The organism is Vibrio sp. Isolate25 (genome assembly GCF_022398025.1).
Taxonomy (GTDB): Bacteria; Pseudomonadota; Gammaproteobacteria; order Enterobacterales; family Vibrionaceae; genus Vibrio; species Vibrio coralliilyticus_A.
This window is the reverse complement of record NZ_JAKEUT010000001.1, coordinates 252,642-279,035: the sequence shown is the minus strand read 5'-3', so window position 1 is coordinate 279,035 and position 26,394 is coordinate 252,642. Positions and strand designations below refer to the sequence as shown.

Sequence of the window (26,394 nt, the reverse complement as noted above, 5' to 3'; positions counted from 1 at the left end):
GGAGATTGATTATTTACCCCAACGCTCTTTCAATAATAAAAAAGCAAATTTTGAGTTTGTGACCAAATAACGTTTCCACATCCTTCTCGGTTCCTGAATAACACGGTACAACCACTCAAGCCCTGCATTTTGCATCCATGCTGGAGCTCGATTGACTTTGCCCGCTACGACATCAAATGTGCCGCCAACACCCATAACGAAATCAACACCCAGCTCATCTCGCCACTTATTAATAAAGTTTTCCTTCTTAGGTGATGTAATGGCGACAAACAGCAACTTTGCTCCTGAGTCTTTAACCTTCTTCACCAGAGCGGCTTCGTCATCCCAAAAATACCCATGGTGATGTCCCGCAATATTAAGATTTGGATGATTGCTTTTCATAATCTGAGCGGTTTTTTCGACCACCTCTTGCTTGGCACCAAGAAAAAAAACTGGAAACGCCTCTTTCTCCGCCATAGCATTCAACTCATAAAATAAATCAACGCCAGCCACTCGCTCTGGGATCTGATGTCCAACAAACCTAGCTCCCCAGACAACCCCCATCCCATCGATATTGATGATGTCACACTCGGTCACTGATTGAGCCAGTTCTTGATCCTTCTTCATGTTCACCAATTTAGCGACATTAACGACTACATGCTGAGTAAACTCACCGGTTTCAATACGACCTTTAATCGCTTCAACCGTTTCAGACATAGTCATGGTGTCCATTGGGCTACCTAGAAAAGTTACTCGGCTCACGATTTATCTCCTTTGTGATTCTTTAAATAAACACTCATCGACAGGTACATCCAAGCCTGAGTCCAACGTACATAATTAATTGCGTTGGTTGCACGTGCACTCTTTTGATAAACGAATTGTTTCTTGTCTGAAAGGTAAAGCTCTGCAATTGACCAATTGAGCACTTTGCCTGCCATGTCTACATCTTCCTGCTCTCCTCCAACCTTGATCAAAGTGATCACCGCCTGCGCGACTGAGTGTGGATCAAGAGGGTAACGATTATTGTGGTAATACTTTGCCGTCCCATCAGCTTCAAAAAGATGCGTTTTGTAGTAAGCCATGCCATGACCAATTGACTCGTCAAATTCATCGGTTTGCAACGCGCACTTAAGCTCGTACAAAGCTTCCAAATTGTAACCAGTATGAAAGCCATCAATAAATTGGTGATGGCTACGTGCGCCATACACCCAACTGCCATCAGGTGACTGTTCTTTCACACTTTGCCAAGCAACCGATCGAGCTAACTCACGATATTCATTGTTCTCGGTCTCGGATGCGACAAAGCCAACCCAAGCAGCGGCCCACAAGCTCGCGTTGTGAACAAATGCTTTTTCTTCAGGAATATAAGCAAAAAACTGTCTTTGCTGATCTTTTGTATAAAGGTGTTCAACAATAAATTTGGCGCTGGAACAGGCGGTATCCACGTATTTTTGCTTATTGGTCAATTTACCGAGATCAAATAATGCTCGGCTGACGTAAATTGTCGATATAACGTTGGGTTTGCCTTTAGGTACGAAAAATGCCCTCGCTTTCCAATCAAAGTGATATCCCCAACATGATGCTCCCCATGTCTCGCGACAACATTGATTCTCTAGCAACCAATCAGCCAGTTTCTCAGCCTCTTTAAGCAAATGCTTCTCCTGGGTCACTTGGTACTGCTCCAACATCCCAGAAATAAACAATGCAACCCCTTTAGGGTTACGCTTCTTAGGTACCCCAAGAAGATGGCGCATATTGATGTTCGAGCGTTTGAACATCTGAATCCATGCAAGGCCAAATAGCGAATTGCGCAAACGTGGAAACACATCAAAGAGACGAGCGTTTAGACCATCAAATGGATCATAACCCGCAAAATCATTGCTTGAAGCATCAGCTAACAAGCAACGCTGAATATCAGTGATCATGCGCGACTCCTTTGGATAAGCACGGCATCATAAATACGTTGCACTTGAGGAATAATGGCTTGAACAGAAAAATGCTCATCGAATTTCTGTTTTGCGTTCTGGGTATAGTATTGGTTCATTTCTTGGTTGTTCAGTAGTTCAATAAGTGCATCGGCTAAGGCGTCTGCATCACCCGCATCGACAAGAAGACCTTCCTTGCCGTTGGCAATTGCATCCGGAATACCACCTGCATACGTCGATACCACGGCAATTCCAGCCGACATGGCCTCCAATACGCCCATTGGAAAACCTTCGTTGTAGCTAGGCAAACAGTAGATTTGGGTCCGCTGCAGCACATCGAGTTTGTGTTGACCCGAGACCCAACCTAAGAATTCCACTTGTGCTTCCAATCCCAAATCCCGTGCCATTGCGCGGTACTTCTCAACCTCACCATCTCCCCCAATCAATAGCTTGACGTTAGGGCATTGCTGTTTGACTCGCACCATCGCGGTTAGCAGATCTTGGATCCCTTTTCGCTCACCCACTCTGCCAAGGAAGCTAATCACCGGTGAAGGGTTAGTTTTAGCGGGAAGTTCAAGTGATGGAACAGCGTTGTATACCAATTGAAAATGCTCTGAGCGGGTAAAAGTCGCTCGCGCCCAATCTATCCATTGAGAAGAAAGGACAATCACCACATCCGCCATTTCAAATGTGTCACGTATGTGTTTCTGCCTCTTCTCATCGCATTCATTGGCGTAAAAATCACGAAACTCTGCACCGTGCAAATGCAAAATCACTTTACCGCCGAGGACTTTAATCAACCTAACTAGTAATGCTTTTCGTAAGTAGCTACCTCGTGAAGCAACATGAATATGTGCCAACCCCACTCGGTAAAAAACAAAGTAATAAATGACTTTAACTAGCGCGCTGAGATAACGCATCAGTGCGCCCAAAGAACCAAAACGATTGTTAGTAGAATGCGTTGCGATCAAACGAACGGCATTATCAGACAGAAAGCCTGCTTGTTGATAAACATTCAGCACAGTAGCAATGCCACCTTGTCCTTTAATGTCAGTCGCAATAGTTAGATTGATGTTCTTTTTCAACTCTGGCTCTCCACACTGCATATCGCCTGACGCACCTTGCCATTTTTCGTTCTCGGTAATGCACTCACTTGATGCACCTCGACTTGTAGGCTTTGTCCAACTCGTTCCTGAGTATTAAGGATCAATTGCTGCTCCTGCTGAACTGTAAATTTAGTTTGATCAACCACAGCGAGCACTTTGATTAAATGCGCTTTGTCTTGAACAAATTGGCAACTGATTAACCCTTCTACCCCTTTAGGAATATGGTTGAGAATATGAATTTTCTGACCATCTTCTCCAAGCAGATAGTCACCAACCCGCCCTTCAATTTTTTTAATTACAGGGTAAGTTCTGCCACATAAGCAACGTTGATTTTCGGCCAAAACAACGTGGTCACCTGTACGGTAGCGAACCAGAGGATAGAGGGCATTATTGTAGTTAGTGCCCACGATCTCATGCTTACCCTCTTCCGTTTGTAGGAATTCAACATGAGAGTAATCTGAAATGAGGTGGTAATGACCGTACTCACAGCTGCCTATCGCAGCAACACGCTCAAATAGCCCATACCAATCAAAGACCTTGCATCGAAAACGTTTTTCTATCACTTGGCGATCTTCATCAGACAAAGATTCAGAGGAAGTAACAATCGACTTTAACTGACCTTTGTAATACTCATCTTTGCTATCCAGAAACTTGGCTAACGTAGCAATAGAAGATGGGTATGCTTGGATTATGTCTACGCCATAATCCTCCATCGCTTTGAGATAACTCGGAATCGCATCTGACGTGAGGTGGAACGACGACATGACAATCATGTTTTCAAAGATAGAATAACGCCAATAAGGCCCCTCTTTCTGCGATAACGGCACAACCATATCGCCTCGTATCCAAGCTCGCTTATCGCCTTTCTGGTATCCTGCCCACTCTAGGTGACGAGAGACAAAAGCTTGTTCTCTGAGAACTGAGTCGAGATCTTGAGGGATAGAAAGAGGTGTCCCAGTCGTACCACTGGTGCTGCCTTTCACCGTCACTTTAGGGTTCAAACTTGTGTTAAGGAAGGCATTCGGTGAGGCTTTGACATCTTGTTTATCAATAAAATCAAACTGGTCTAGTTGCTGCTTGTCTCCATAAGCACTCACATCTTTCGCACGCTCTAGAACGGCTTCCAGTTGCTTGTCACAAAATACCTTTAGTGCATCATGAGAATACTCATTTTCTCTCAGTTGCTGCTTTAAGCCAGCAATACGACTTTCACTACGAATGGCTCCACGAACTAAGTCACGCAGAGACACCATAATGTTTTGAACAAAGACAGGAGACTTCTTGTAAATGGACGAAGTATACACATCAACGCCCTCTAACCACGGGTATCTTGCAAGAAGGGGGCTGTTCCTTCAACATCAGCGCGGTTATCGTGAATGTCATAATCATTATCTTTCACCCAACCAATGATCTTGGCCGGAATTCCCCCAACAATGGCCCCCTCAGGAACACTTTTCGTCACCACACTATTTGCGCCGATGATGGCATTATCACCCACAATAATCGGGCCAATTAAAACGGCTCCAGGGCCAATAAATACACGGTCACCCACTCTAGGGACTTCTTTAAATGGTCCTTTACCGACCGTTTTGCATCCAATGCCGATGCTGCACTGCTCACCAATAACCGTTTTGTCATGCAGTGATACACCGATACCTTTAACGACAAAAAAGCTGCCTTTACCGATATGACATTTAACAGGTACTCGACAGTTATAAAACATGAAAATAAATAACTGGAAAAGCTTGGGAATCAGCGGGACTTTTTTCAGATAAAACCAGCGCGCAATTCGATAAATAGCAATAGCATTAGGCATGTGTGTAACCCGAGTTTAATTGAGAGTTCTGAGAATCTACCCACTTTTCACGCAATGACTTGCTTAAATACAGACAGGTGAAAAGTAGTAATAAAGTTGGTGTTTTAGTCGTCAGGGAGTTGTTGGTAATACTGATTACCGCAAACGAAAAAACACTCATTCTTTCAATGAGGTTTCCTGTGACAGCGAAATAGGTCAGTGGCACATACACCACTAAAAACAAAGGAATAGTCCCTACCAAACCAAAAGTAAATATCCAGCCAATGAGGTAGTTTTCGATCACATTGATACCAATATAAAGCTCAATCGATTCCATCAAGCGATGACTTGCACCTAATAACCACTCTCGGAAACTAAGCTGGTCAATCAGATAGAACACATTCAATCGCGCAGACGCACTACCATCGATATAGAGTTTTGAGGCAATGCGCTCCGTGATACCCGAAGACACCAGCAAATATGCACCAGCCCAAAATGCGAAATACCCGATCAGCATAAACAAGGCAATTTTTTGTTTATTGTCTGGAATCCCTTGGGTAATGGCTCTCCACAACATTGGTGCCATGGAAACCGATACCGCACAAATAAAGATAGCCAGCGCCGCTCTCCCCCCAAATGCGAATAATGCGAGCGACACAATCAACATATAAACAAAACTAGGTAGCTTAGTTCTACTTGCCACCAATAGAGCAATGCTGACCGTTACCAAGGCGTTGTTGAGCGGGTGGGTCAAAAAGGCCGTCGAGCGAAAGAATGAAAACTCTTGGAACTCAACATTAACCAGACGGAAATGAAGCATGTACTCCATCACAGCGACAAACGAATTGAGCAATATCAGGTAGGCAATCAATTTAAGCAATAAGGATTTTTGATTGTCAGTAAGATAAGCAAGCAATGGGACAATCAAAACTGGCGCCAAAAAAGTATTGATCAGATATGCCATCCCAGATGTGCCGTGTATAGCAAAACCGTAGAGGATCACAAACACATTACACGCCAGCGCCATCAGCCAAAAACGGTAGTAGTTACCCAGCCTCAGTGCAATTCCTTTAATGCCATCAAGCAGAAAAACCAACCCAAAGCCCAAAAGAATTAAGTAAGAGTACAAATGAATCTTAAAGAGAGGTGATCCCCCCTGAGAAACGTAAGGTACCCCAAGGTCCTCTAGCAAGTAACCACCAAGAAGAATTGATGAAGCGATAGCAACAAAGGGCAACAGGTAAATCCTAGATAGCACGCTGACGCCCCCTTAACTTAAGTAGCGAGGTTCTGATCTGGAAACTGTTCAAAAGCAGATGCGTTAAACCATACGCGACTAAAGCAGTCATTACTAAAAGAGCCAAAGTCAACACACTGCTATCCAACTCAATATATTGCTTAGCTTGAAGTATTGCCAGTGCCATAACCGCTGTCGCAATCATTGTTCGCAACAAGGCTTTAGGTACCGGATAATGATAACCAGCTTTCCAACCTATCCATGCTGTCAGCAACAGTCCAACAAACATAGCTATCACAATACCTATCGCTGCACCTAATGCACCAAATTGTGGAATCAAAGCAAATGCGGCCAAAACTTGGACCAACAAAACAAACGCCATGATCAAAGGCACATACTTGGTCTTCAATGTAAACTGCAAACCATGATCGAAGAAATGTGCACGTAAGTTAAAAAGTAAGGCAGCAGCGGCCACCAAGTAAAACGTCGTCAGATCAACATTCCCATAGGCGTCACCGAGAAAAATACCGACAAGCATCGGCGCTAATAAACACAGACCCGTATACGCCGGTAGACTCAAAGCAATCAGGAACCCACTGTATACTTTGTGTTTAGCGATTAAACGTGTTCGATCTTGGGTAAGCTTGGTGAGTTCTGGATAAAGAGGCAATGCAATAGCCATAAAAACCAGAGCCATAATGCCAAACAAAAGATTCGCAATCGCGGCATATTGCCCCGCTTGCTCAAGCCCGGTGAGGTTAGCAATAAAAATACGATCACTTCTTGCTGCCAATATACCCAGTAAACCAGACAACATAAGCGGTGCGCCGTAAGAAAATAGCGCTTTCTTAGTTTCAGTGTTGGTCGCTACTCTGAGGTGCCACTCTCCAGCTCGAAGGCTGATAACGGCTGCTACCGAATAGCTCATCACTAAAGCAAGTAAAGCCATTTCTAATGCAGGTATAAAAGAGAGCAATACTACTGTCATGACGATTGATAGGACAGCTTGAGTCATAACAGAACGACGGTAATACCCTGACTCTTGGTTCACGCGTGCATATTCGATCACAAACAAATAGATGACTTTTGCGACGAAAAAAGCATACACAGCAAAAAAGACACGCCACTCAAACACACTCAGCAACGCCACTAAGGCAGCAATGACAAAACATGACAAGAGCGTGTTACCGATTAACCAACGCACAAGCGTCGCGCTGATTTGTATTTGTTGGTCCTGTTCAGCGCTTGGGTAAAAACGAATGAGACAGTTGTTTATCCATTGAACTAACACTGAACGTGACGCTTCCACAATGACCATCAACACGGCGAGAAAGCCGTATTCTTCGGGTAACAGAAAACGCGTCTGTATCGCAATAAGTGCGAACAGACTTAAAGCTGAAAGGATCTGAACAGGTGCATAAGTGAGCAGCTTTTTAATCACAACAGCTCTCCATACAGCCTTTGATAGTCATCGACCACTGCCTGTGGTGAAAACTTAGCACTCAGAGACTTTGTATCAACAGCGGGCAAGTTATCTAAAAACTGTAAAACGTTTTGAGCTTCTGATGCCGAGCCATCCGCTAAGGTATAGTGGACACCAGCGTTACGGAAAAACGCCTGCTCCTCCTGTAAAATACCGACTGCAGTAGCGATAACGGGTAAGCCTGACGCTAGCATCTCTAAGGGTACAAGACCGAAAGTCTCTTCACGTGAAAGAAATACCCCGACATCGGACTCAGCGTAGATTTGCTTAATTTGCTCAACATTCATTGGACCCAGCCATGAGATTTTATCCGCTACATTAAGCTCTTCAGCCAACTTGTTTAGCTCTGACACATAGCTCTCATCAACGGGACCAATGATCTTCAGGGCAGCATCAAGACTGGTATTTAGCTGAGCAACTAACTTGATGATCTGATCCACCTGTTTACGTGGAGTAATTAACGAACAAGTCACCAAACGCAGTGAATCTGACTGGAGTCGGTTGGTTTGCTTAAAGTAAACATCATTGACTGGATTCCCTACCTTACGTGCTTTATGGCGCATAGCGTTTGGTAGAGAGTCAAACAAGATATCACCGACATAGGTTAATCGATCAGCAGATCGTAAACTGATAGCAGGTAGCAGGGTTTCAAAAATCAAATCATTTAACCAGCCGCGACTTTTTCTGGCTACCTTTCCTAATGAATGGAGAGTAATCACTGAACGGTGATTGCGGCTTGGTAGCAGTGGAAGACTCGGTAAATGACTATGGATCACATCGGGCTGGAAACGACGAGCCAACTTCCTTAACATCACGTTTTGGAAGACAAATCCAGGTACAGGTACCCCTAATACTTTCCCTTTCTTAGCAATAAAAGTGACATGCGTTTGTTCATTAAGTTGGATTCTTTTATTCAACTCTTGTTTAGATGCACCCACTTTGATTGCCAGTATTTCATACTGATAACCTTCAGGAGCATCTAATTCAAGTGACTGAACAACTTGCTGGCAGACAGAATCAACGCCGCCTGCGTTATCGCTTCCCCATTTAAGGGTACTCAATGGCATCACCAGCAGGACTTTTTTCATCATCGAACCTTAGACGAGTTAATTCAGAGAGCGAATGACTTATTTCTTCCGCTCTCTGAAATAGGTCACGCCAGAACACCTCTTGTATCAATGACCACTTTCTTGCTGAAAGCGAGTTTGTCTGCGGCTTTAAACTGCTTATGATCGACAAGGACAACAACCACATTCGCTACTTCAAGAGCACGCTCTAGATCCATAAATTCAACCCCCGCTTTAACCAGATTTTCAGGCAGCGAAGAGATGTTAGGCTCGACAGCGATCACCTGCCCCACATTTTCATTGGCAAGCTTTGTTGTAATGTCCAGTGCTGGGCTTTCTCGAAGATCATCAATGTCGGCTTTAAACGCCAAACCTAAACATGCAATCACTGGCTTTTTAAATTCATCCGCAGCTTGTTTAACCTGATCAATCACCCAATGAGGCTTGCCATCGTTAACTTCACGAGCCATTGCAATCACTTTTGCTTCATCTGGGCAACTGTTCACGATGAACCATGGGTCAACAGCGATACAGTGTCCACCAACACCTGGACCTGGATTAAGGATGTTGACACGAGGGTGGCGGTTAGATAGCTTGATCAATTCCCAAACATTGATCTTAAGCTTTTCACAAATGAGAGAGAGTTCGTTGGCGAAAGCAATGTTTACATCACGGAATGAGTTTTCAGTCAGTTTTGCCATTTCCGCCGTGCGAGAATTCGTGAGAATGCATTCACCGCGCACAAAAGTCTGATAAAGTTCAACTGCACGTTTGTTACAAGCGTCGCTCATACCGCCAATCACACGATCGTTACTGACCAGTTCCTGAAGAACGTAACCCGGTAATACTCGCTCAGGACAATGCGCCACTTTAATATCTGCCGCATCACCATTTTGCTGTGGAAACGTCAGATCAGGTCGCGCTTCTGCAAGCCATCCAGCCATTTTTTCTGTTGCACCGACTGGAGACGTACTTTCTAAAACCACTAAGTTGCCTTTCTCTAATACCGGGGCAATTGCCTTTGCTGCACTCTCAATATAGCTAAGATCAGGCTCGTGGTTGTCACCTTTAAACGGTGTAGGTACCGCTACCATAAATGCATCCGCCGCTTCAGGAACGGTTGTAGCCTTAAGCTTGCCTGTCATTACCGCACTACGAACCACGATATCAAGATCTGGCTCTACAATGTGGATTTCACCTTTATTGATGGTATCTACAGCATGCTGGTTGACATCAATACCGATCACTTCAATTCCGCGAGAAGCAATCACCGCAGCCGTTGGCAAACCGATATAGCCTAAACCTACAACTGAAACCTTGTTAAACATCTTGTGTTCCTTAATCTTTAAAGCGCTAAAATATCTGCAATTCTTTGGCAAGCTAGGCCATCGCCATACGGATTATGAGCTTGACTCATAGATTCGTATGCGGTCTTATCCGTCAAAAGCTGAGTTAATTCACGGCAAATTAGACCACTGTCTGTACCGACCAGTTTGACGGTTCCCGCCTCGACAGCTTCTGGCCTTTCTGTGGTATCTCGCATCACTAAAACAGGTTTACCAAGAGATGGTGCTTCTTCTTGTATGCCGCCTGAATCTGTCAAAATGATGTGAGCTTTATTCATCAGATAGACAAACGGGAGATACTGTTGAGGCTCAACTAAATGAATGTTTGGAATGTTCTTAAGCAGGCGATTGACAGGCTCTTGAACATTCGGATTAAGATGTACAGGATACAAAATTTGGCAGTCTGGGTGGCGTTTAGCCGTGTCGGACAGTGCCTGACAAATACGTTCGAACCCGCCACCAAAGCTTTCTCGCCTGTGACCTGTTACCAAAATCAGCTTCTTGTCTGCTTCCAGCATTGGAAATACGCTGTCTAGCGTGGCTCTGAGATCCGAATCGTTTTCAATCTTATCGCGGATCATAAACAAAGCATCAATAACCGTATTCCCTGTCACGTGAATATCCGTGTCAGCCACATTCTCGTCTACAAGGTTTTGTCGCGAAGTTTTGGTTGGAGCAAAATGGAAATTCGTCAAACAGCCTGTGAGTTTTCGATTGCCTTCTTCAGGCCAAGGAGAGTATATATTTCCTGTACGAAGGCCCGCTTCAACATGGCCAACCTGAATTTGCTGATAATACGAGGCTAGCGTTGCGCCTAAGGTTGTTGCCGTGTCACCGTGAACCAAAACAACATCAGGTTTAAATTCACTAAGTACTCGTTCCATGCCAGTTAAGATCTTGGTGGTTACCGTCGTCAGTGTCTGACCCGGTTCCATAATATCGAGATCATAATCAGGCTCGACATGAAAGAGCTCTAACACCTGATGCAGCATTTCTCTGTGCTGACCCGTCACACATACTTTGGTTTCGAATCGAGCGTCACCTTTCATTTGGTGAACCAAAGGCGCCATTTTGATCGCTTCTGGTCGAGTACCAAACGTAATTAAAACCTTTTTCACAACACTTGTTCCCTGAATTAAGCCAAGCATCATTTATCGTCATCGATAAATTTCAATCAATAGCTATCCGACCGAATCTAAGCTCGGCAAGAAATAAACAAAAATAAATAAAAAATAAGAAGTCAGTCTTTTTGGTAAGAAAGACTCTGTTTCAACGAATAAACACTGCCTCGGAGCGTCTCACTTCTAATACACTTTCAACAAAGCTTACGCTTCTATTGACGTTATAAAATTAAGCACCCCGTCACTGCCTTTCTCAATTAGTTCAAACGCTTTTTGATGACGTGCACGACTACCTTGATAAGGATCAGGGATTTCCTTTTCTTCAATGTCCGAGTAAGAGAGGAACAAAGCCAGCTTACTCCTGTGCTCTCTAGGACATAGGTCATGTAGAGAGGCCAAACTGGCTCTATCTGCCGCTAAGACCATGTCATAATTGGAAAAATCTTCTTCCTTAACCTGAGTTGCCGTCAAACCACTTAGGTTATAACCATGCTGACTCGCCAGCGTTTGAACGTGCCTATCTGGTGAATTCCCGACCTGATCCCGGAGGGTTCCAGCACTAGCAATATCCAGTGCTAGGCCTCGCTGGTCTGCTTTTGTTTTCAGAACAACCTCAGCGAGTGGCGAACGGCAAATATTACCCATACAAACAATAAGGATAGAAGGCATACTTTCCATAATTACTTACCAAATTTATATAGGTTTCGTGCAAACCATAAATCGGCTATAGGGTATCTCATTGGTGTTGGCGAAGTTGTCTCAATTTTGAGTATATAAAATAATTTGCCGAATAAAGTTTGAGTAATTATTCAAACAACCATTGAAAGTCATTGCATATTTAATAACTGCAAGCTGGTAAACCTACGCCTTCCGTTTAAAAGATAAACATCCTAAACCCACCGCCCATTTAGGTTCCAATAGTGTGAAACTATTGTTAAGAGTCAGTAAGTTGTATTGATATCTCTGTGAGCAGTATCTTAGAAAGCACTTTCCATTTTTACTCATCCGTATTGTGTGACCACCAACGAAGAAATTTATTCGTTAGCTTCTGACAATGTCTTTATCCACAATATATTTAAGGAATTGCTCTATGTTGTATTTTGAGTTTCTTTTCCTGTTACTTATGCTCTATATCGGCTCTCGCTACGGCGGTATCGGTTTAGGTGTCGTTTCAGGAATTGGTTTGGTGATTGAAGTCTTCATATTTAAGATGCCACCGACATCACCGCCAGTCACCGTCATGCTGATCATTCTCGCCGTTGTCACTTGTGCATCTATCTTAGAAGCGGCTGGAGGACTGAAATATATGTTGCAAGTGGCTGAGCGGCTTCTGCGCAAGAATCCTAAACGCGTCACACTCATTGCTCCATTCGTCACTTATTCCATGACGTTTCTTTTGGGGACAGGTCATGCTGTGTATTCCATCATGCCTATTATCGGCGATGTAGCACTGAAAAATGGTATTCGTCCTGAGCGGCCAATGGCAGCCTCTTCAGTCGCTTCACAGATAGCGATCACTGCGTCACCAATATCTGCTGCAGTAGTCTATTACCTCGCTCAGCTTGCCGATATTCAACACGATATCACTTTAGTTTCTATCTTGATGGTTACGGTACCCGCAACGCTATTTGGCACGCTTTTGATGTCTCTATACAGTCTTAAACGTGGTAAAGAGTTAAGCGAAGATCCTGAGTATCAAGCGAGGCTCAAAGATCCTGAGTGGAAAAAACGTATTGAAAGTACCACTGCAACTTCTCTCGACGAAGTCTTACCGGCATCCGCGCGTAATGCAGTACTCATTTTCCTTGCCTCGATTATCACTATTGTGATCATCGCGATGGTGCCGGAAATTCGCACCGTCGTTGAAGGGGATAAGCCGATTAAGATGTCGGTCATCATTCAAATGATGATGTTGTGTTTCGGTGGTGTGATCTTATTGGCGACCAAAACTGACCCCCGCGATGTTCCCAACGGCGTGGTATTTAAGTCAGGTATGGTCGCAGCGATTGCCATCTTTGGTATTGCATGGATGTCCGACACTTATTTTCAATATGCCATGCCACAGTTTCGCTCTGGTATCGTTGAAATGGTGACAAACTACCCTTGGACTTTCGCCTTGGCTTTATTCATCGTCTCTGTTGTGGTCAATTCGCAAGCAGCGACTGCTCGTATGATGCTCCCTGTTGGTCTGGGGCTCGGCTTAGATCCTGCCCTATTGATTGGTTTGATGCCTGCCGTTTACGGCTATTTCTTCATCCCGAATTACCCTTCAGATATTGCCACGGTGAACTTTGATACTTCCGGTACAACCAAAATCGGTAAGTGGTATTTCAACCACTCATTTATGTCGGTCGGCTTGATAGGTGTGATTGGTGCATGCTGCCTAGGATACGTGCTAGGTCAGGTTGTTATAGGCTAAGAGCATGAAATAAAACAAAGCGCCCTCAACCTAGCCTGAACGAGGTTGAGGGCGCTTTTCTATCCAGAATTACTGATCGTGGACGATAATATGCTGCTCAAGCAAGGTCGATATAATTTGCGATGAATCCATGCTGTTGAAGTCAATTTGTTGACCTAAATCCTCCACCAGAATGGTTTGCTCGCCATTTCCATTGCCATCAGGGTGCACTTTAAGTTCAATATCATCTCCATCTACTAATTTGGCATCCAAATGGGACAATAAAGTATCCATATCCACATTAGCTTGTTTCAGTTCAGGTAACACTTCACGCAGGTCGATCTGATCTCCTTCAGCGATACTGAAATCGGTAATAGTGTCCGTCGTACCATCATCAATTTCATGCCAAGTAAAGATATCTTCACCAGTACCGCCTGTCAGGATGTCTGAACCTAAACCACCATCAAGAATGTCGTCACCAGCGCCGCCCAGTAAGGTGTCATCACCAGCACCACCGATGAGAGTATCATTGCCAGTTCCTCCTTCGATTCGGTCGTCACCGGAACCCGCCTGCAACTCTATACCTTCGTCACTTCCCAATAGCTGGTTATCTTGGCTAGAGGAAGAAACATCAATATCGGAGACATCATTGGTCACGTTAAGGTTGATATCAATAGGTGCTGATTCAGCCGAAGAACTATCCGTTTCAGTCGACACCGCGGTCAATTGAATGGTATGTGACCCTTCTTGAGCACCAACAATAGAGACGCTATCAATATCATCTGCTGGCACGACAACTTTACCGTCCACTGGAACCAGTGTTCCTGACGATGTTTCCACCGTTGATCCAGCAGGAAGCCCCGACAACTCTAGAGATAGAACTTCATGCACATCCGTGAGTGCCGCAACGAACCCCAGTAGAGCGATGCCGTTGTTGCTTGCTGTTAGGCTGGCATTAATATTCTTCACATAATTGTTATCTGGCGCAATCGATAGAGTTGGCGCGTTGGCAACAGGCGTAATCGTGATCGGTTTTTGCGTTGTCTCCGACATCACCATACCTGAAGGGTTACCTGAATCCGTCGCGGTAATGGTAAGCATCACACTGTCAGATGGCGCGTGCGTCGCATCAAAGGTTACACCTGTGCCAGCAGATGGAGAGTCCAGCAATGCATTCAGTTCTCCAATGGTGCCCGTCAATGTAATTGAACTGCCCGACGACGGAGTTGCTGTGATTGAAGAACCCGTAGGTATGGTTACATTCAGCTGTCCAAAATCGACCGTGAGCGTGACTGTCATAGCATCATCAGCAAATGCGTCGACATAGTCTGCATCACTAACGGAGATTCCACTGATCAACTGACCCGAAGACTCATTGATGATGGTCGTAATGTCGTCCACATCAATCTCAGGCTTATCATTTACCCCTATCACAGACAATGAAACCGTACCTGTATCTTGAAGGAAGTCATTGATCCCGTTAGTTGTACCATTGTCCTCTATGGTATAGCTGATGGACACATCACCATTAAAGTCATCTGCTGCCGTAAACGTCCAAGAAACACCATCAGGGTTAAGAGTCAGTGTACCTTGCTCTGCAGGGACGGAGATGGACTTAACCACCAAATCATCACCATCAATGTCGTTGCTAGCGGCAATCAGTTGCGCAGCGGTAATCTGAATACTGCCTTCTTCAAGAATATCCCCTAGATCAAGATCACCCGCTTGAGGCTCATCATTTACTTCAGAGACATGAATAACAAATGACGTTTCGTTGGTGTTTGAGGTATCTGGGTTTGCAGCATCCACCGAACCCACATTGCCTTGATCGTCGATGTGGGTCGTCACTTTAACGCCATCAGTGTCGATCAAATCATTGCTGTTTTCATCCGGCTTGAATGTGACAAGGTCTTGAGCAAGAGCCGTATTGATATCAGCAACTTTACCCGTAATCGTCACAGTCTGACCTGAGGCACCCACAGAGACAGTGAGCCCATTGTTAGCTGCTATCGTGGTGTCTTGGAATAGCTCGCCGCTATCTACATTTAAAGTCAACGTGTATTCAGCATCGGGATCATCAAGGCTAGAATCCACATCGGACACCGTGAAGCCTTTAATCGCCACGACAGTATCTTCTGCGGTCTGAATATCAGCGATATTGTTGAACTCTGGGCGGTCATTCACTGCTTCAACATCAACGGCGACATCAAAGACCTGATTCGTTGTCGGACCAAGATATTCATTGCCATCCGCATCTTTATCCACCGACTGGACGGTAATTTTCAGGCTATCTTCATTCCAAGTCCCTTTGTTGTGATCCCCGGAATTAAACACAATCTTGTCGACTTCCTGAGCATCGACACGCAGCTCCCATTTACCATTGCCTAGATTGGTCGCAGGTGTCACACCATCTGGGTAGTAAATCGTCGCACCGTCCGGTACTTGTTCAACAGTAATTAACAATGTTTCTGGCTGATCCTGAGCAGAATCACCCGGTAACAGATCGGTTTTATCAACAATACTCGCGTTGATAGCAATGTCGATGTTCTCACCTTCATTACCTGTCACACGGCTTGTTGGGTCAATGTCTACCACATCGCCAACAGGGGTAACATCAATGGTGAATTGCCCTTGATGTGCAGTCGGCTCTTGTAACAGTTGCTCTTGAGTAAACACGGTAATGCCAATATCGGCGGTGCCACTGAAGTGCTCTGCTGGGCGAATAGCAATCGCTGACAGATCAATTTCTGTAACGCTCGGGTCAGTCAATTGAATAACCCATTCACCACCACCACTGTTCTTCACTACAAAGTCAGACGAAGTACTGGTTACTATAAAGTCATCAGGCACACCCGTTAATTTGGCTGAAAGGAATTGCTCTGAGCCATCCGTGTCATTCAAGGCGATCGACAATCCAGAACCACCTGAAGTGAGCGAAATGTCGGTATCTTCATCGCCAACCACAACGATATTGTCCGCTGCGGTTGGCATAGTGACAGGATCTAGGACCGGCGTGATATCAATGTCCACGTTCTGCGTGAAGGTGCGCTCACTACTCGTATTGGAAACTTGCGTCGTACCTGTGGTATCAAAAGTGGTTTGGTCGACCACCGTACCTTTCACAGTAAAGGAGATAGAATTACCACTGCTGTCCGTCGGATAATTTTCTTTAGGCACAAAGTACAAACCATCCAATGCCGCCTGAATGACCGCAGGATCGTTAGAATCAACGACAAACACACTGCTGTCTGGCTGAATCGGGTCACCATTTACATCAGCAAAATAACCCAAGCTAGAATCAGGTAACGTGATTTCTACTCTCGTCAGTGTTTCTTGGCCTTTGTGACTATCGTTGCGAACATCTGCCAAATCAATATCAAGATCTAACTTAATAAGATTATCTTCCAGTGCATTAGCGTCCAACTGAGTACCCGTGCCTTTTTCCACTGAAGTCGCACTCAGGCTTATTTCAGGAGTGACATCGCTGTCGAGAGGCTGACCCTGCTCACCCGCTCCCGCCGCTATATCAGCTACCGGTGTCACAGCGACAGGGATATTTAGTTCGACGCGATTCTCATCACCTGATGCTTTATCCGTGGTGACAAAGGTAATCGGCAGATTGAAGTCACCTGCATAATCTTCAGGCAGTTCTAATTTTAGGCCATCAGGAATAGAAATACTGCCGTCAGGGTTGATGGTTGCTTCAAACAGATAAAGGTTATTAGCAAAATCGTACTCAGCCCCGATGACCTTAAGACCACTTACTTCTGCCGGAATGTCGCTTGGGTCAATCACAATGGTGAACTGGTCAGCCACACTATCAGCAGTGCTCACATTGCTACCATCGACACCAATTTGGACAACATTGCTTATTTGACTACTAAGGTCAATGTAGTTGTCTTCGACTCCCGTGATAATGGCGTCTGGAGTTGTTATTTGCTCAATCACAGCTGCTTCACTGTTTTGGCCAACAACACTACTTGGGAAAGTCAAATCTATCGTGGTTGATTTTTCACTAACCGAACCACTTTCGTTTTCATCACCTTTATCGTAAACCTGAGCGACAAACTCAACGGTCAAGGTACTGCTCGGTAATCCATTACTATCGGTGTAATTAAGGCCATCAGGCGCAACGATACTGAAGTTTTCTTCGTTAGTCACTGTCCAAGAGCCGTCACCATTATTCACCGCGCCTGTGACAAACAGCTGATCCAAATCATCGCCTGAAATGCCGACAAAACGCACCACCACTTCTTTGACTAGTTCGTCCGAGCTCGGATCAAAGTCTTCAAAGGCAATAACATTCGCATCACCATTCTGATCGTTGATAGTGAAGTCTATACGACCATCATCATCTGTATCGTCAATCGTGGTCACAACAGCATTATTCGATTTGACCTGAAGATCACCATCACTCTCAACAATTGGCCTAACAACAACGGTGAGTGAACCAGTCACTTCTTTCGTGGCAACACTGTCGCCATTATTATCAGCATCATGCTCTTCGACAATCAATTTGGTCTGTAAGTCCATATCAACGCTAGAGTCTTCTGGCGGCTTAACCCGAACGACAGGTTGGCTGGAGTTTTCATCCAATCCTGTGATCGTCAACGTATTGCTGACGTCATCATACATCGCGGTGCCGCCTGTGTAGTTAGCCACTGGAACGCCATCAATCGTAATCTCAACATCTTCAGGGAAACCTGAAATAGTAATGGATGAGACGAACTCATAATCACGATCATTGGCATCTGGTGCTCTGTCAGGATTCTCTGCATTTTGCAGATTCCAAGGGACGACAATAAAGCTGTCTTCGTTACCTGTAGAAGTCCTGCTGTAAGCATCATCACTCCCACCAGCATCAATCACAGGCACAACTTTAACCAGAATGCTACCATCCACTTCTCTGATGTGGCCATCGTTCTCCGTAACGATAACTTTCGTCGTGATATTGATGTCTTCGGTCGAATGTTTTGGCGGTTCAACCGTAATACCTGAACTGTATTGCTCTTGAGTAATATTAGCCTGATAAATAGGACCGTTAGCGTCACTACCTGCGTATACCAAATCAATAACACCGCCATTGCTGTCGTACAATTGCACGCCATCGGGGATATCTGAAAGCAGCACAGTGATCGATTCAGAGTTATCATTGACACCATCTTTTTCTTCACCCGATAGGACAGCAAAGCTCAACTCAATACTTGAGTTTTCGTTAATAACAACCTGAGCACCTGCATTACCATTGCCGTCTGTATAGCTGTACCAAGTATCAAGTTCAGCACCTGTGATAGGCACATCAGGAACATCGGGAAGATAAGGAATATCAGCAACACCTTTGACAGATACATGGACTGTTTTACCAGCACTCATTTCCGTCACATCGGTGACCTGAGAGCCATCACCAAGTGTTGCGGTATCTTTCACCACACCCGTTGCCTCAAAGGTGAAGTCCTCGTTGGAATGCAGCGGTGGCTGAATCTCGACCTTGTCTAAGTCAGATTGTGCAATCTCATAGTAGCTACCACTACCATCAGTAATCAATGGTAGCGGATCACCGGAACTCACCCAACGCACTTCAAAGCCAGCCAGCGGCTGACCATTTTCGTCAGTAAAATCAGACAGACGAACGTAGAGTACTTCAGACGTATCTCCCGGAGTATCAATATCGGCAGTCGAGTTGAGCGTAATGACTTTGTCGAGTGTCAACGGCTCATGATCCGTGTCAGGATCGACCGTATTTTGACTCGCTGCATTATCCTCAAAAATGGCAATACGATTAACTGAGAAACTACTTTCATCGGCTTGCGGTGTAACATTAAATACCAGCTCTTGCACCACAGATTCTGCTGTTTCTTTGCCAGAAACAGCATTGGAGTCTTCTTCAGTTAATGCTTTCGCGTCAAACTTAATCGCACCAGAGAAGTTATCCCTCGGATTTAACTGAACACTGTTGATGTCATCAGAGCTTATCAGGTACACACCTGACGAAGACTCTGAAATAAGGTTTCCTGACGCATCCAGTAACTCAAACTCGCCTTGACCTTGAGTCACCTCAAGACGGTACGTAATCGTCTCTGGATTGCTGGTATCTTGTGTCACTGCACTCAAGTTAAGCGTCTGATGAGCGCCATCTTCTGTTAACGTGTACTCGTAAGTGCTATTAGCATCATCCCAAGTGGCAATATCGGCGACACTTTCCACTTCAATTCTGAAACTAGAGTTCAACCGATGATCCAATACTCCATCGTTATCAATTTCAAGCTGGTACCTGATTCGGATACCTGACTCATTGGTCGAGTAGTTTCTATCTGGCACAAAATACAGGTTAGTGATTGTGGTGATTTGATCGCCATCGCCATTCACACTCGATGTCTGATCAATCAAAGCTCCATCAATGTAAATTTTGCCTCTGTTGTCTGGCTCAAGTTCGACGTATTGGCTGCCGTCATAGTAATAGAAGGTACCGTGGTGATCTCCCGCTTTGATCGTCATGCCACCGATAGATTCGTTGTTATCCGCATCATACAAATTCGCTTGAAGCAAAATCTGTGTTGGGGAGTCAAGACCCGTAATACCGCTCTGGTTATCCTGAGCGTTAGCGGTATCAAGGGTATTCGGATTATTTGGATCGTAGTCAATCGACGGATCACGCCCCGACTCTTCGAAAGTCGTAACTTTGAGAGCGATTGCTGACGCTTTCCTATCGACGATGGTCAGATCCAATTGCGCCGTTGAGGTATCTTTGTCTCCATCCGTCGCAGTCACGTCAATACTAAAATCAAACGTATCACCGTCATGTTCTAGGTTATCGTACGCTTTGAAACGGATGTCACCATTAGAGTTGACTCTCAACTCACCCAGTTCGCGGATATCTCTTGTTCCGCTATCAGTATCGTATTCTTCGTAAACTTTGATCGTTTGATTGCCAGACTGAATATCGACACTATCGACATAGGTACCATTTTCACCGCCAAATTTAATCACCGAAGTACCATCTGTAGTCCCTTCAATCATCGTAATAGCAGCGTCATCAGCCCCTTTATCAGTGGAGGCTTCAAACATATTCACTCTCTTGAAACCACTGCCTTCAACTCTAGAAATCGAGTGGTCAGTCAACAATGGAACATCATCGACGACGGTAATTGGTAAAGTAATCTCAGCGGACTCATCTCCATCAAAATCTGTCGCTTTGATTGTAAAGTCTATTTGGACGCTGTTTTCACCCGCACCGTCTGGATGATCAAGAGGTTTAAGTAATTCAAATTGATAGCTGTTGTCTGATGTGTCAAAAACAATTCTAAATACTGGCTCATGACCATTTTCAGTCATTGCTGTATAAGTGAACGTCGTACCACTGGTTTGGACAGCAGCCCACTCAAGCGCTTCGCCGTCAGCAGACAAGCCATCTAACGTATCACCTGCATTAGTTAACTCATATTCCACAACACTGTCAGCGCCTTCAGCGATAATGAAGTTACCATTAATCGTGGTGTCTTCAGAGCGATCCGAGCCAATACCCGCTAGGTCATCTTCGTCGACAGATGTTTCCCCTGTCGACCCCGTTAGTACAGGTTGATCATCAATAACTTCAATTGGCAAGCGGACAGCTGGTGAAGTGTCGCTGTCTTTATCGTTCGCAACCACATCAAACGGAATGGTCAACGTATCGCTGTTTTGTGCATGGTCCAAAGCTTTGAATTGGGTGTAAGTATAATCACCGTTGTCAGACAGCACTAAAGTGAAGATCACTTGACCGCCAGCCACACCTTGATAAGTGGTCGCGCCGGCAACGCCATTCACCTCAGAAATCGTAACGGCTTGCCCATTAGACGTTAGACCATTTTGCGTATCAGCTATATTCACCAACTCATAGGCAACAACACCATCAGCCCCTTGTGAGGTGACAAAACTACCTGTCGCAACGGCGACTGCACCAGACGAATCAGAACCTGCTGCCGTGTCATCTTCATCAACGACAAACGTGCTTGATGGGTCAATAGAGCGAATTGTCGGGCTATCATCGCCAATCGTTACAGGCAATGTAATGCGGTCGGTGTCGCCATCGGTGTCGGTCGCCACCACGGTGAAATCAAGGCGTTCACTGTCGCTGTTAGCGTCATGGTCAATCGGACCTTTCAGCTCAAAGGTGTAGCTACCATCAGGGCGCAACGTCAGTACAAACACGTCGCCATCCACGCTGGAAGCTGTGTACGTCGCCACACCATCGGCATCGATGGATTCAGAGAGCGTCACCGCTTTGCCCTGAGAAGTCAGGCCATCAATCGGGTTGGTGGTCAGGTCAAGCTTGTAGCTCACTACCTTATCCGCACCTTCAAGCGTAGTGAAATCTCCGTCTTTGCTCACGCGTGTCGCGTCTGGGCTAGTGCCACTGGCTAAGTCATTCTCATTGAGGATTAACGCCTCAGCCGATGCGATGTTCGGGCTATCATCACCAATGGTCACAGGCAGGGTAATGCGGTCGGTGTCGCCATCGGTATCGGTCGCCACCACCGTGAAATCAAAGCGTTCACTGTCGCTGTTAGCGTCATGGTCAATCGGACCTTTCAGCTCAAAGGTGTAACTGCCATCAGGACGCAACGTCAGCACAAACACGTCGCCATCAGAGCTTGAAGCCGTGTACGTCGCCACACCATCGGCATCGATGGATTCAGAGAGTGTCACCGCTTTGCCCTGAGAAGTCAGGCCATCAATCGGGTTGGTGGTCAGGTCAAGCTCGTAGCTCACTACCTTATCCGCACCTTCAAGCGTGGTGAAATCCCCGTCTTTGCTCACGCGTGTCGCGTCTGGGCTAGTGCCACTGGCTAAGTCATTCTCATTGAGGACTAACGCCTCAGCCGATNGTAATACGGTCAGTGTCGCCATCGGTRTCGGTCGCCACCACYGTGAAATCAAAGCGTTCACTGTCGCTGTTAGCGTCATGGTCAATCGGACCTTTCAGCTCAAAGGTGTAACTGCCATCAGGRCGCAACGTCAGTACAAACACATCGCCATCAGTGCTTGAAGCCGTGTACGTCGCCACACCATCGGCATCGATGGACTCAGAGAGCGTCACCGCTTTGCCCTGAGAAGTCAGGCCATCAATCGGGTTGSTGGTCAGGTCAAGCTTGTAGCTCACTACCTTATCCGCACCTTCAAGCGTGGTGAAATCTCCATCTTGGCTCACGCGTGTCGCGTCTGGGCTAGTGCCACTGGCTAAGTCATTCTCGTTGAGGATTAACGCCTCAGCCGATGCGATGTTTGGGCTATCATCGCCAATCGTAACTGGCAGAGTAATGCGGTCGGTGTCGCCATCGGTATCGGTCGCCACCACCGTGAAATCAAAGCGTTCACTGTCGCTGTTAGCGTCATGGTCAATCGGACCTTTCAACTCAAACGTGTAGCTGCCATCAGGGCGCAACGTCAGTACAAACACATCGCCATCAGTGCTTGAAGCCGTGTACGTCGCCACACCATCGGCATCGATGGACTCAGAGAGCGTCACCGCTTTGCCCTGAGAAGTCAGGCCATCAATCGGGTTGGTGGTCAGGTCAAGCTTGTAGCTCACTACCTTATCCGCACCTTCAAGCGTGGTGAAATCTCCATCTTGGCTCACACGTGTCGCGTCTGGGCTAGTGCCACTGGCTAAGTCATTCTCATTGAGGATTAACGCCTCAGCCGATGCGATGTTCGGGCTATCATCGCCAATCGTAACTGGCAGAGTAATACGGTCAGTGTCGCCATCGGTATCGGTCGCCACCACCGTGAAATCAAAGCGTTCACTGTCGCTGTTAGCGTCATGGTCAATCGGACCTTTCAGCTCAAAGGTGTAACTGCCATCAGGRCGCAACGTCAGCACAAACACGTCGCCATCAGAGCTTGAAGCCGTGTACGTCGCCACACCATCGGCATCGATGGACTCAGAGAGCGTCACCGCTTTGCCCTGAGAAGTCAGGCCATCAATTGGGTTGGTGGTCAGGTCAAGCTCGTAGCTCACKACCTTATCCGCACCTTCAAGCGTGGTGAAATCCCCGTCTTTGCTCACGCGTGTCGCGTCTGGGCTAGTGCCACTGGCTAAGTCATTCTCATTGAGGACTAACGCCTCAGCCGATGCGATGTTCGGGCTATCATCGCCAATCGTAACTGGCAGAGTAATACGGTCAGTGTCGCCATCGGTGTCGGTCGCCACCACYGTGAAATCAAAGCGTTCACTGTCGCTGTTAGCGTCATGGTCAATCGGACCTTTCAGCTCAAAGGTGTAGCTGCCATCAGGGCGTAGCGTCAGCACAAACACATCGCCATCAGTGCTTGAAGCCGTGTAGGTGGCCACACCATTCGCATCAATGGACTCAGAGAGCGTCACCGCTTTGCCCTGAGAAGTCAGGCCATCAATCGGGTTGGTGGTCAGGTCAAGCTCGTAGCTCACGACCTTATCCGCACCTTCAAGCGTGGTGAAGTCTCCGTCTTGGCTCACACGTGTCGCGTCCGGGCTAGTGCCACTGGCTAAGTCATTCTCATTGAGGATCAACGCCTCAGCATGGGTTATCGAAGGAGCATCATCGACAATATTGACAGAAATATTTTGGGCAACCGTATCACCATCATTATCTTTGGCAATAACCGCGAAATTCAATGTTTGATCATCAGCATTCGCAGCATGATCAATCGGTCCTTTCAACTCAAATGAGTAGGAGCCATCTCCTTTTATCGTCAGGACAAATACATCCTGAGCAGACGTTGAAGCGGTATAGGTATAGGTATTTGTTGCGCTGTCATAGGTTTCACTGAGTGAGACCGCCAAGCCATCGGACTTCAAACCCGCTACTGGATTAGAGTTGGTATCGAGTCGGTATTCAACTACCGTATCTGCACCTTCAGTTACAGTAAACTGACCGTTTGCCGTCAAAGAAGCCGCGTCTGGTGAGGAACCTGAAGCGAGATCATCTTCGTCAAGAGACAAAGCATCAGCACCGCTAATCGTCGGTGCATCGTCTTTCACTTGGATGAGAATCTTGCCTGCTTCCTCGGAACCCGTACCGCCCGCTAATTCAGAACGGTCACCATCCGCATCAACCGCGTAAACTGGGAGTTCAATCGTCAATGACTCATCATTCGCACCTAAATGATCAAGCTGTTCAAACAACGTGAACTCATACTCACCTTGCGCAGGTGAATCCACCTTAATTTCGAACACTGTGACACGGCTGCCGTTGAGCTCAATCACACCTTCGTACGTTCGAACACCGTTCTCATTAGCCGTTAGCTCAAGGGTGACCTGCTGCCCCTGTGAAGTCAGTGAGCCGTCAGTATTAAATTCGCTTGGTTCCAGCTCAAAGTGATCGATGATATCACTGCCTGCGGTGGCTGTAATAGAACCACTACCCGAGACTGCTACTGTGCCGACTTGCGAGCCACCAGCAACACCTGATTCATCAAGACTCAACCCATCAACATTAGTAATAACAGGGTTGTCGCCGTCAGTAATCTCAATATTTATGTCATTGGTGACCGTATCCTGGTCGTAATCTACAATAGTGGTAGGCAGTGAAAGAGAAATCGTATCAGAGCCATTGTGTTCCAAAGGCTTAAACTGCTGGTACTCATACTGCCCTTGCGTATCAACGCTAACCGTCAGTACGGTATCTCCTGAACCATCAGCCGTTAACGTGATTGTTGTCCCGTCATCTGACAGCGTTGCCGTCGTGGATTGATTGTCACTGAGTAAGCCATCAAATTGCTGAAGTGCAGAACTGTCAAACGTTACTGAGGCTAGTGCATCACTGCCAATTGCAGCGAGTTCACCTTGGATTAACGTTGAACCAGATTCGACGTTCTGAACATTCGTCGCTTGAGGTGTTGGATTAACGCCATCGCCAATTGAAACCTGAGCATCGATGGGAGATCGAATAGCGTTACCACCTGAGTCAGCACCTGTGATATCAAAGCTGACTGAAATCTGATCATCGCTGATTGCGACTTGCCCACCACCAACAGAATCTACGTGATCAATAGGCTGGCTTACTGTTGTGGTCAGCTCTAGGCTGACATCTTTGCCGACCAAAGTCGTATCAATATCAATGCGCAACACTTCACCTTGAGCGTTGACACCGATAATAGCGTTCTCGGCCGAATCATAAGTAAACGTAACGGCTTCGCCTGAAGATGTGATATCAGAATTGAGTTCAGCCAATAAACTAGCGAGTGAAGCAGGTTCAGGGACAAAACTATCAGCATCTAAGGGAAGGTCACCGGCAAAAATAGTCACTGTTGCTGTTTCTGACTGGGGGTAAGTACCTGCTGATAGAGAGCCCTCAACAAGCGCTTCTGAGATGCTTTCACCACCAGCAGCAAATACTAAGGTTCTTAACTCATCGTCGGTCTCTTCTACATCGTCTTGTGCTTGCGCTGATGTTTCGAAGAAAGTGCTTGCTAACACTTCGGTGCCATTGTATTCGATGGTCACAAAGCCGCCATTAGCAGAACCAGCACCACCTGCGCCGGCAGCAGTTGCTTCTAGAATTTGAGTCGGGTCAGCACCTTCTAAAATGGCGCCTTGGATCGCTGCGATGTCATCTTCACTTAAAGCACCGTCGCCAATCTGGGTAAAATCAAATCCAATGTCACCGTTAACTTGCGCAGAATGCCAAGCGTTTCCATCTACATTCTCTAATTCTAAGGAAATGCTATTTTCGTCAACAATTGAAGGAATGCCACTAGCACTCAACACCACGGAGGCATTACGAGCGGTGATCATAATTTCATTCGACTGGATAGTCTCGCCTTGAATGACTTTTCTCGCAGCACCATCTGGCTTCACGGCAATAACATCACCACTTACCTCTTCAACGATGCGAGCCTGGCGTACAATTTCGACTTCCATACTTATCCCCTCAATCTGACTAAGCAAGTCAACAACAATTAAGAATTTTAATAATAT

At 46.0% G+C, this 26,394-nt stretch carries 14 protein-coding genes; 1 reads left to right on the top strand and 13 read right to left on the bottom strand.

All coding sequences use genetic code 11. From position 1 onward, the window contains the following. Positions 1-9: 9 nt before the first annotated feature. The 11 genes from L1D15_RS01215 to L1D15_RS01165 all read right to left on the bottom strand — a co-directional run bounded on the left by L1D15_RS01215 (position 10) and on the right by L1D15_RS01165 (position 11,737). The gene (locus tag L1D15_RS01215) at positions 10-741 is read right to left on the bottom strand and encodes a WecB/TagA/CpsF family glycosyltransferase (protein ID WP_345772823.1); all 732 of its coding nucleotides are present in this window, start codon (positions 739-741) and stop codon (positions 10-12) included. Beyond that, the gene (locus L1D15_RS01210) at positions 738-1,904 is read right to left on the bottom strand and encodes an aspartate-semialdehyde dehydrogenase (protein WP_239874400.1); all 1,167 of its coding nucleotides are present in this window, start codon (positions 1,902-1,904) and stop codon (positions 738-740) included. The genes L1D15_RS01215 and L1D15_RS01210 overlap by 4 nt, the downstream gene beginning before the upstream one ends. Further along, the gene (locus L1D15_RS01205; RefSeq protein WP_275658269.1) at positions 1,901-3,010 is read right to left on the bottom strand and encodes a glycosyltransferase family 4 protein; all 1,110 of its coding nucleotides are present in this window, start codon (positions 3,008-3,010) and stop codon (positions 1,901-1,903) included. Before L1D15_RS01205 ends, L1D15_RS01210 begins: the two co-directional genes overlap by 4 nt. Beyond that, on the bottom strand, positions 2,986-4,314 hold the full coding sequence (locus L1D15_RS01200) for a phenylacetate--CoA ligase family protein (RefSeq protein ID WP_239874399.1): 1,329 nt from the start codon (positions 4,312-4,314) through the stop codon (positions 2,986-2,988). The genes L1D15_RS01205 and L1D15_RS01200 overlap by 25 nt, the downstream gene beginning before the upstream one ends. Positions 4,315-4,325: 11 nt before the next feature. Continuing rightward, the gene (locus L1D15_RS01195; RefSeq protein WP_239835500.1) at positions 4,326-4,826 is read right to left on the bottom strand and encodes a DapH/DapD/GlmU-related protein; all 501 of its coding nucleotides are present in this window, start codon (positions 4,824-4,826) and stop codon (positions 4,326-4,328) included. Next, positions 4,819-6,063, bottom strand: a complete 1,245-nt coding sequence (locus tag L1D15_RS01190; RefSeq protein WP_239864573.1) for a VpsF family polysaccharide biosynthesis protein — start codon at positions 6,061-6,063, stop codon at positions 4,819-4,821. The genes L1D15_RS01195 and L1D15_RS01190 overlap by 8 nt, the downstream gene beginning before the upstream one ends. Further along, positions 6,053-7,483 (bottom strand): oligosaccharide flippase family protein, encoded by a 1,431-nt coding sequence (locus L1D15_RS01185; protein ID WP_239874398.1) that lies wholly within the window; start codon positions 7,481-7,483, stop codon positions 6,053-6,055. The genes L1D15_RS01190 and L1D15_RS01185 overlap by 11 nt, the downstream gene beginning before the upstream one ends. Then, on the bottom strand, positions 7,480-8,616 hold the full coding sequence (locus L1D15_RS01180; protein WP_239874397.1) for a VpsD family glycosyltransferase: 1,137 nt from the start codon (positions 8,614-8,616) through the stop codon (positions 7,480-7,482). Before L1D15_RS01180 ends, L1D15_RS01185 begins: the two co-directional genes overlap by 4 nt. A gap of 62 nt (positions 8,617-8,678) precedes the next feature. Further along, entirely contained in the window at positions 8,679-9,920 is a 1,242-nt protein-coding gene (gene vpsB, locus L1D15_RS01175; RefSeq protein WP_239864577.1) for a UDP-N-acetyl-D-mannosamine dehydrogenase VpsB, read from the bottom strand. A gap of 17 nt (positions 9,921-9,937) precedes the next feature. After that, the gene (gene wecB / locus L1D15_RS01170; protein WP_239874396.1) at positions 9,938-11,056 is read right to left on the bottom strand and encodes a UDP-N-acetylglucosamine 2-epimerase (non-hydrolyzing); all 1,119 of its coding nucleotides are present in this window, start codon (positions 11,054-11,056) and stop codon (positions 9,938-9,940) included. 207 nt (positions 11,057-11,263) lie between these two features. Continuing rightward, entirely contained in the window at positions 11,264-11,737 is a 474-nt protein-coding gene (locus L1D15_RS01165) for a low molecular weight protein-tyrosine-phosphatase (protein ID WP_239874395.1), read from the bottom strand. 412 nt (positions 11,738-12,149) lie between these two features. On the opposite strand from L1D15_RS01165, the gene L1D15_RS01160 reads away from it, so the two are divergent. Continuing rightward, positions 12,150-13,478 (top strand): anaerobic C4-dicarboxylate transporter, encoded by a 1,329-nt coding sequence (locus L1D15_RS01160; protein WP_239835507.1) that lies wholly within the window; start codon positions 12,150-12,152, stop codon positions 13,476-13,478. Positions 13,479-13,547: 69 nt separating this feature from the next. On the opposite strand, the gene L1D15_RS01145 is transcribed toward L1D15_RS01160, so the two are convergent. Further along, positions 13,548-22,400 (bottom strand): cadherin-like domain-containing protein, encoded by an 8,853-nt coding sequence (locus L1D15_RS01145; protein WP_275658268.1) that lies wholly within the window; start codon positions 22,398-22,400, stop codon positions 13,548-13,550. Further along, positions 22,312-26,337 (bottom strand): retention module-containing protein, encoded by a 4,026-nt coding sequence (locus L1D15_RS01140; protein WP_239874394.1) that lies wholly within the window; start codon positions 26,335-26,337, stop codon positions 22,312-22,314. The genes L1D15_RS01145 and L1D15_RS01140 overlap by 89 nt, the downstream gene beginning before the upstream one ends. Positions 26,338-26,394: the final 57 nt, after the last annotated feature.

Excerpts from the sequence above, each read along its gene's own strand:
- L1D15_RS01210 (WP_239874400.1), bottom strand. The coding sequence starts at position 1,904 with ATGATCACTGATATTCAGCGTTGCTTGTTAGCTGATGCTTCAAGCAAT.
- L1D15_RS01205 (WP_275658269.1), bottom strand. The coding sequence starts at position 3,010 with ATGCAGTGTGGAGAGCCAGAGTTGAAAAAGAACATCAATCTAACTATT.
- L1D15_RS01195 (WP_239835500.1), bottom strand. The coding sequence starts at position 4,826 with ATGCCTAATGCTATTGCTATTTATCGAATTGCGCGCTGGTTTTATCTG.
- L1D15_RS01180 (WP_239874397.1), bottom strand. The coding sequence starts at position 8,616 with ATGATGAAAAAAGTCCTGCTGGTGATGCCATTGAGTACCCTTAAATGG.
- vpsB (WP_239864577.1), bottom strand. The coding sequence starts at position 9,920 with ATGTTTAACAAGGTTTCAGTTGTAGGTTTAGGCTATATCGGTTTGCCA.
- L1D15_RS01165 (WP_239874395.1), bottom strand. The coding sequence starts at position 11,737 with ATGGAAAGTATGCCTTCTATCCTTATTGTTTGTATGGGTAATATTTGC.
- L1D15_RS01160 (WP_239835507.1), top strand. The coding sequence starts at position 12,150 with ATGTTGTATTTTGAGTTTCTTTTCCTGTTACTTATGCTCTATATCGGC.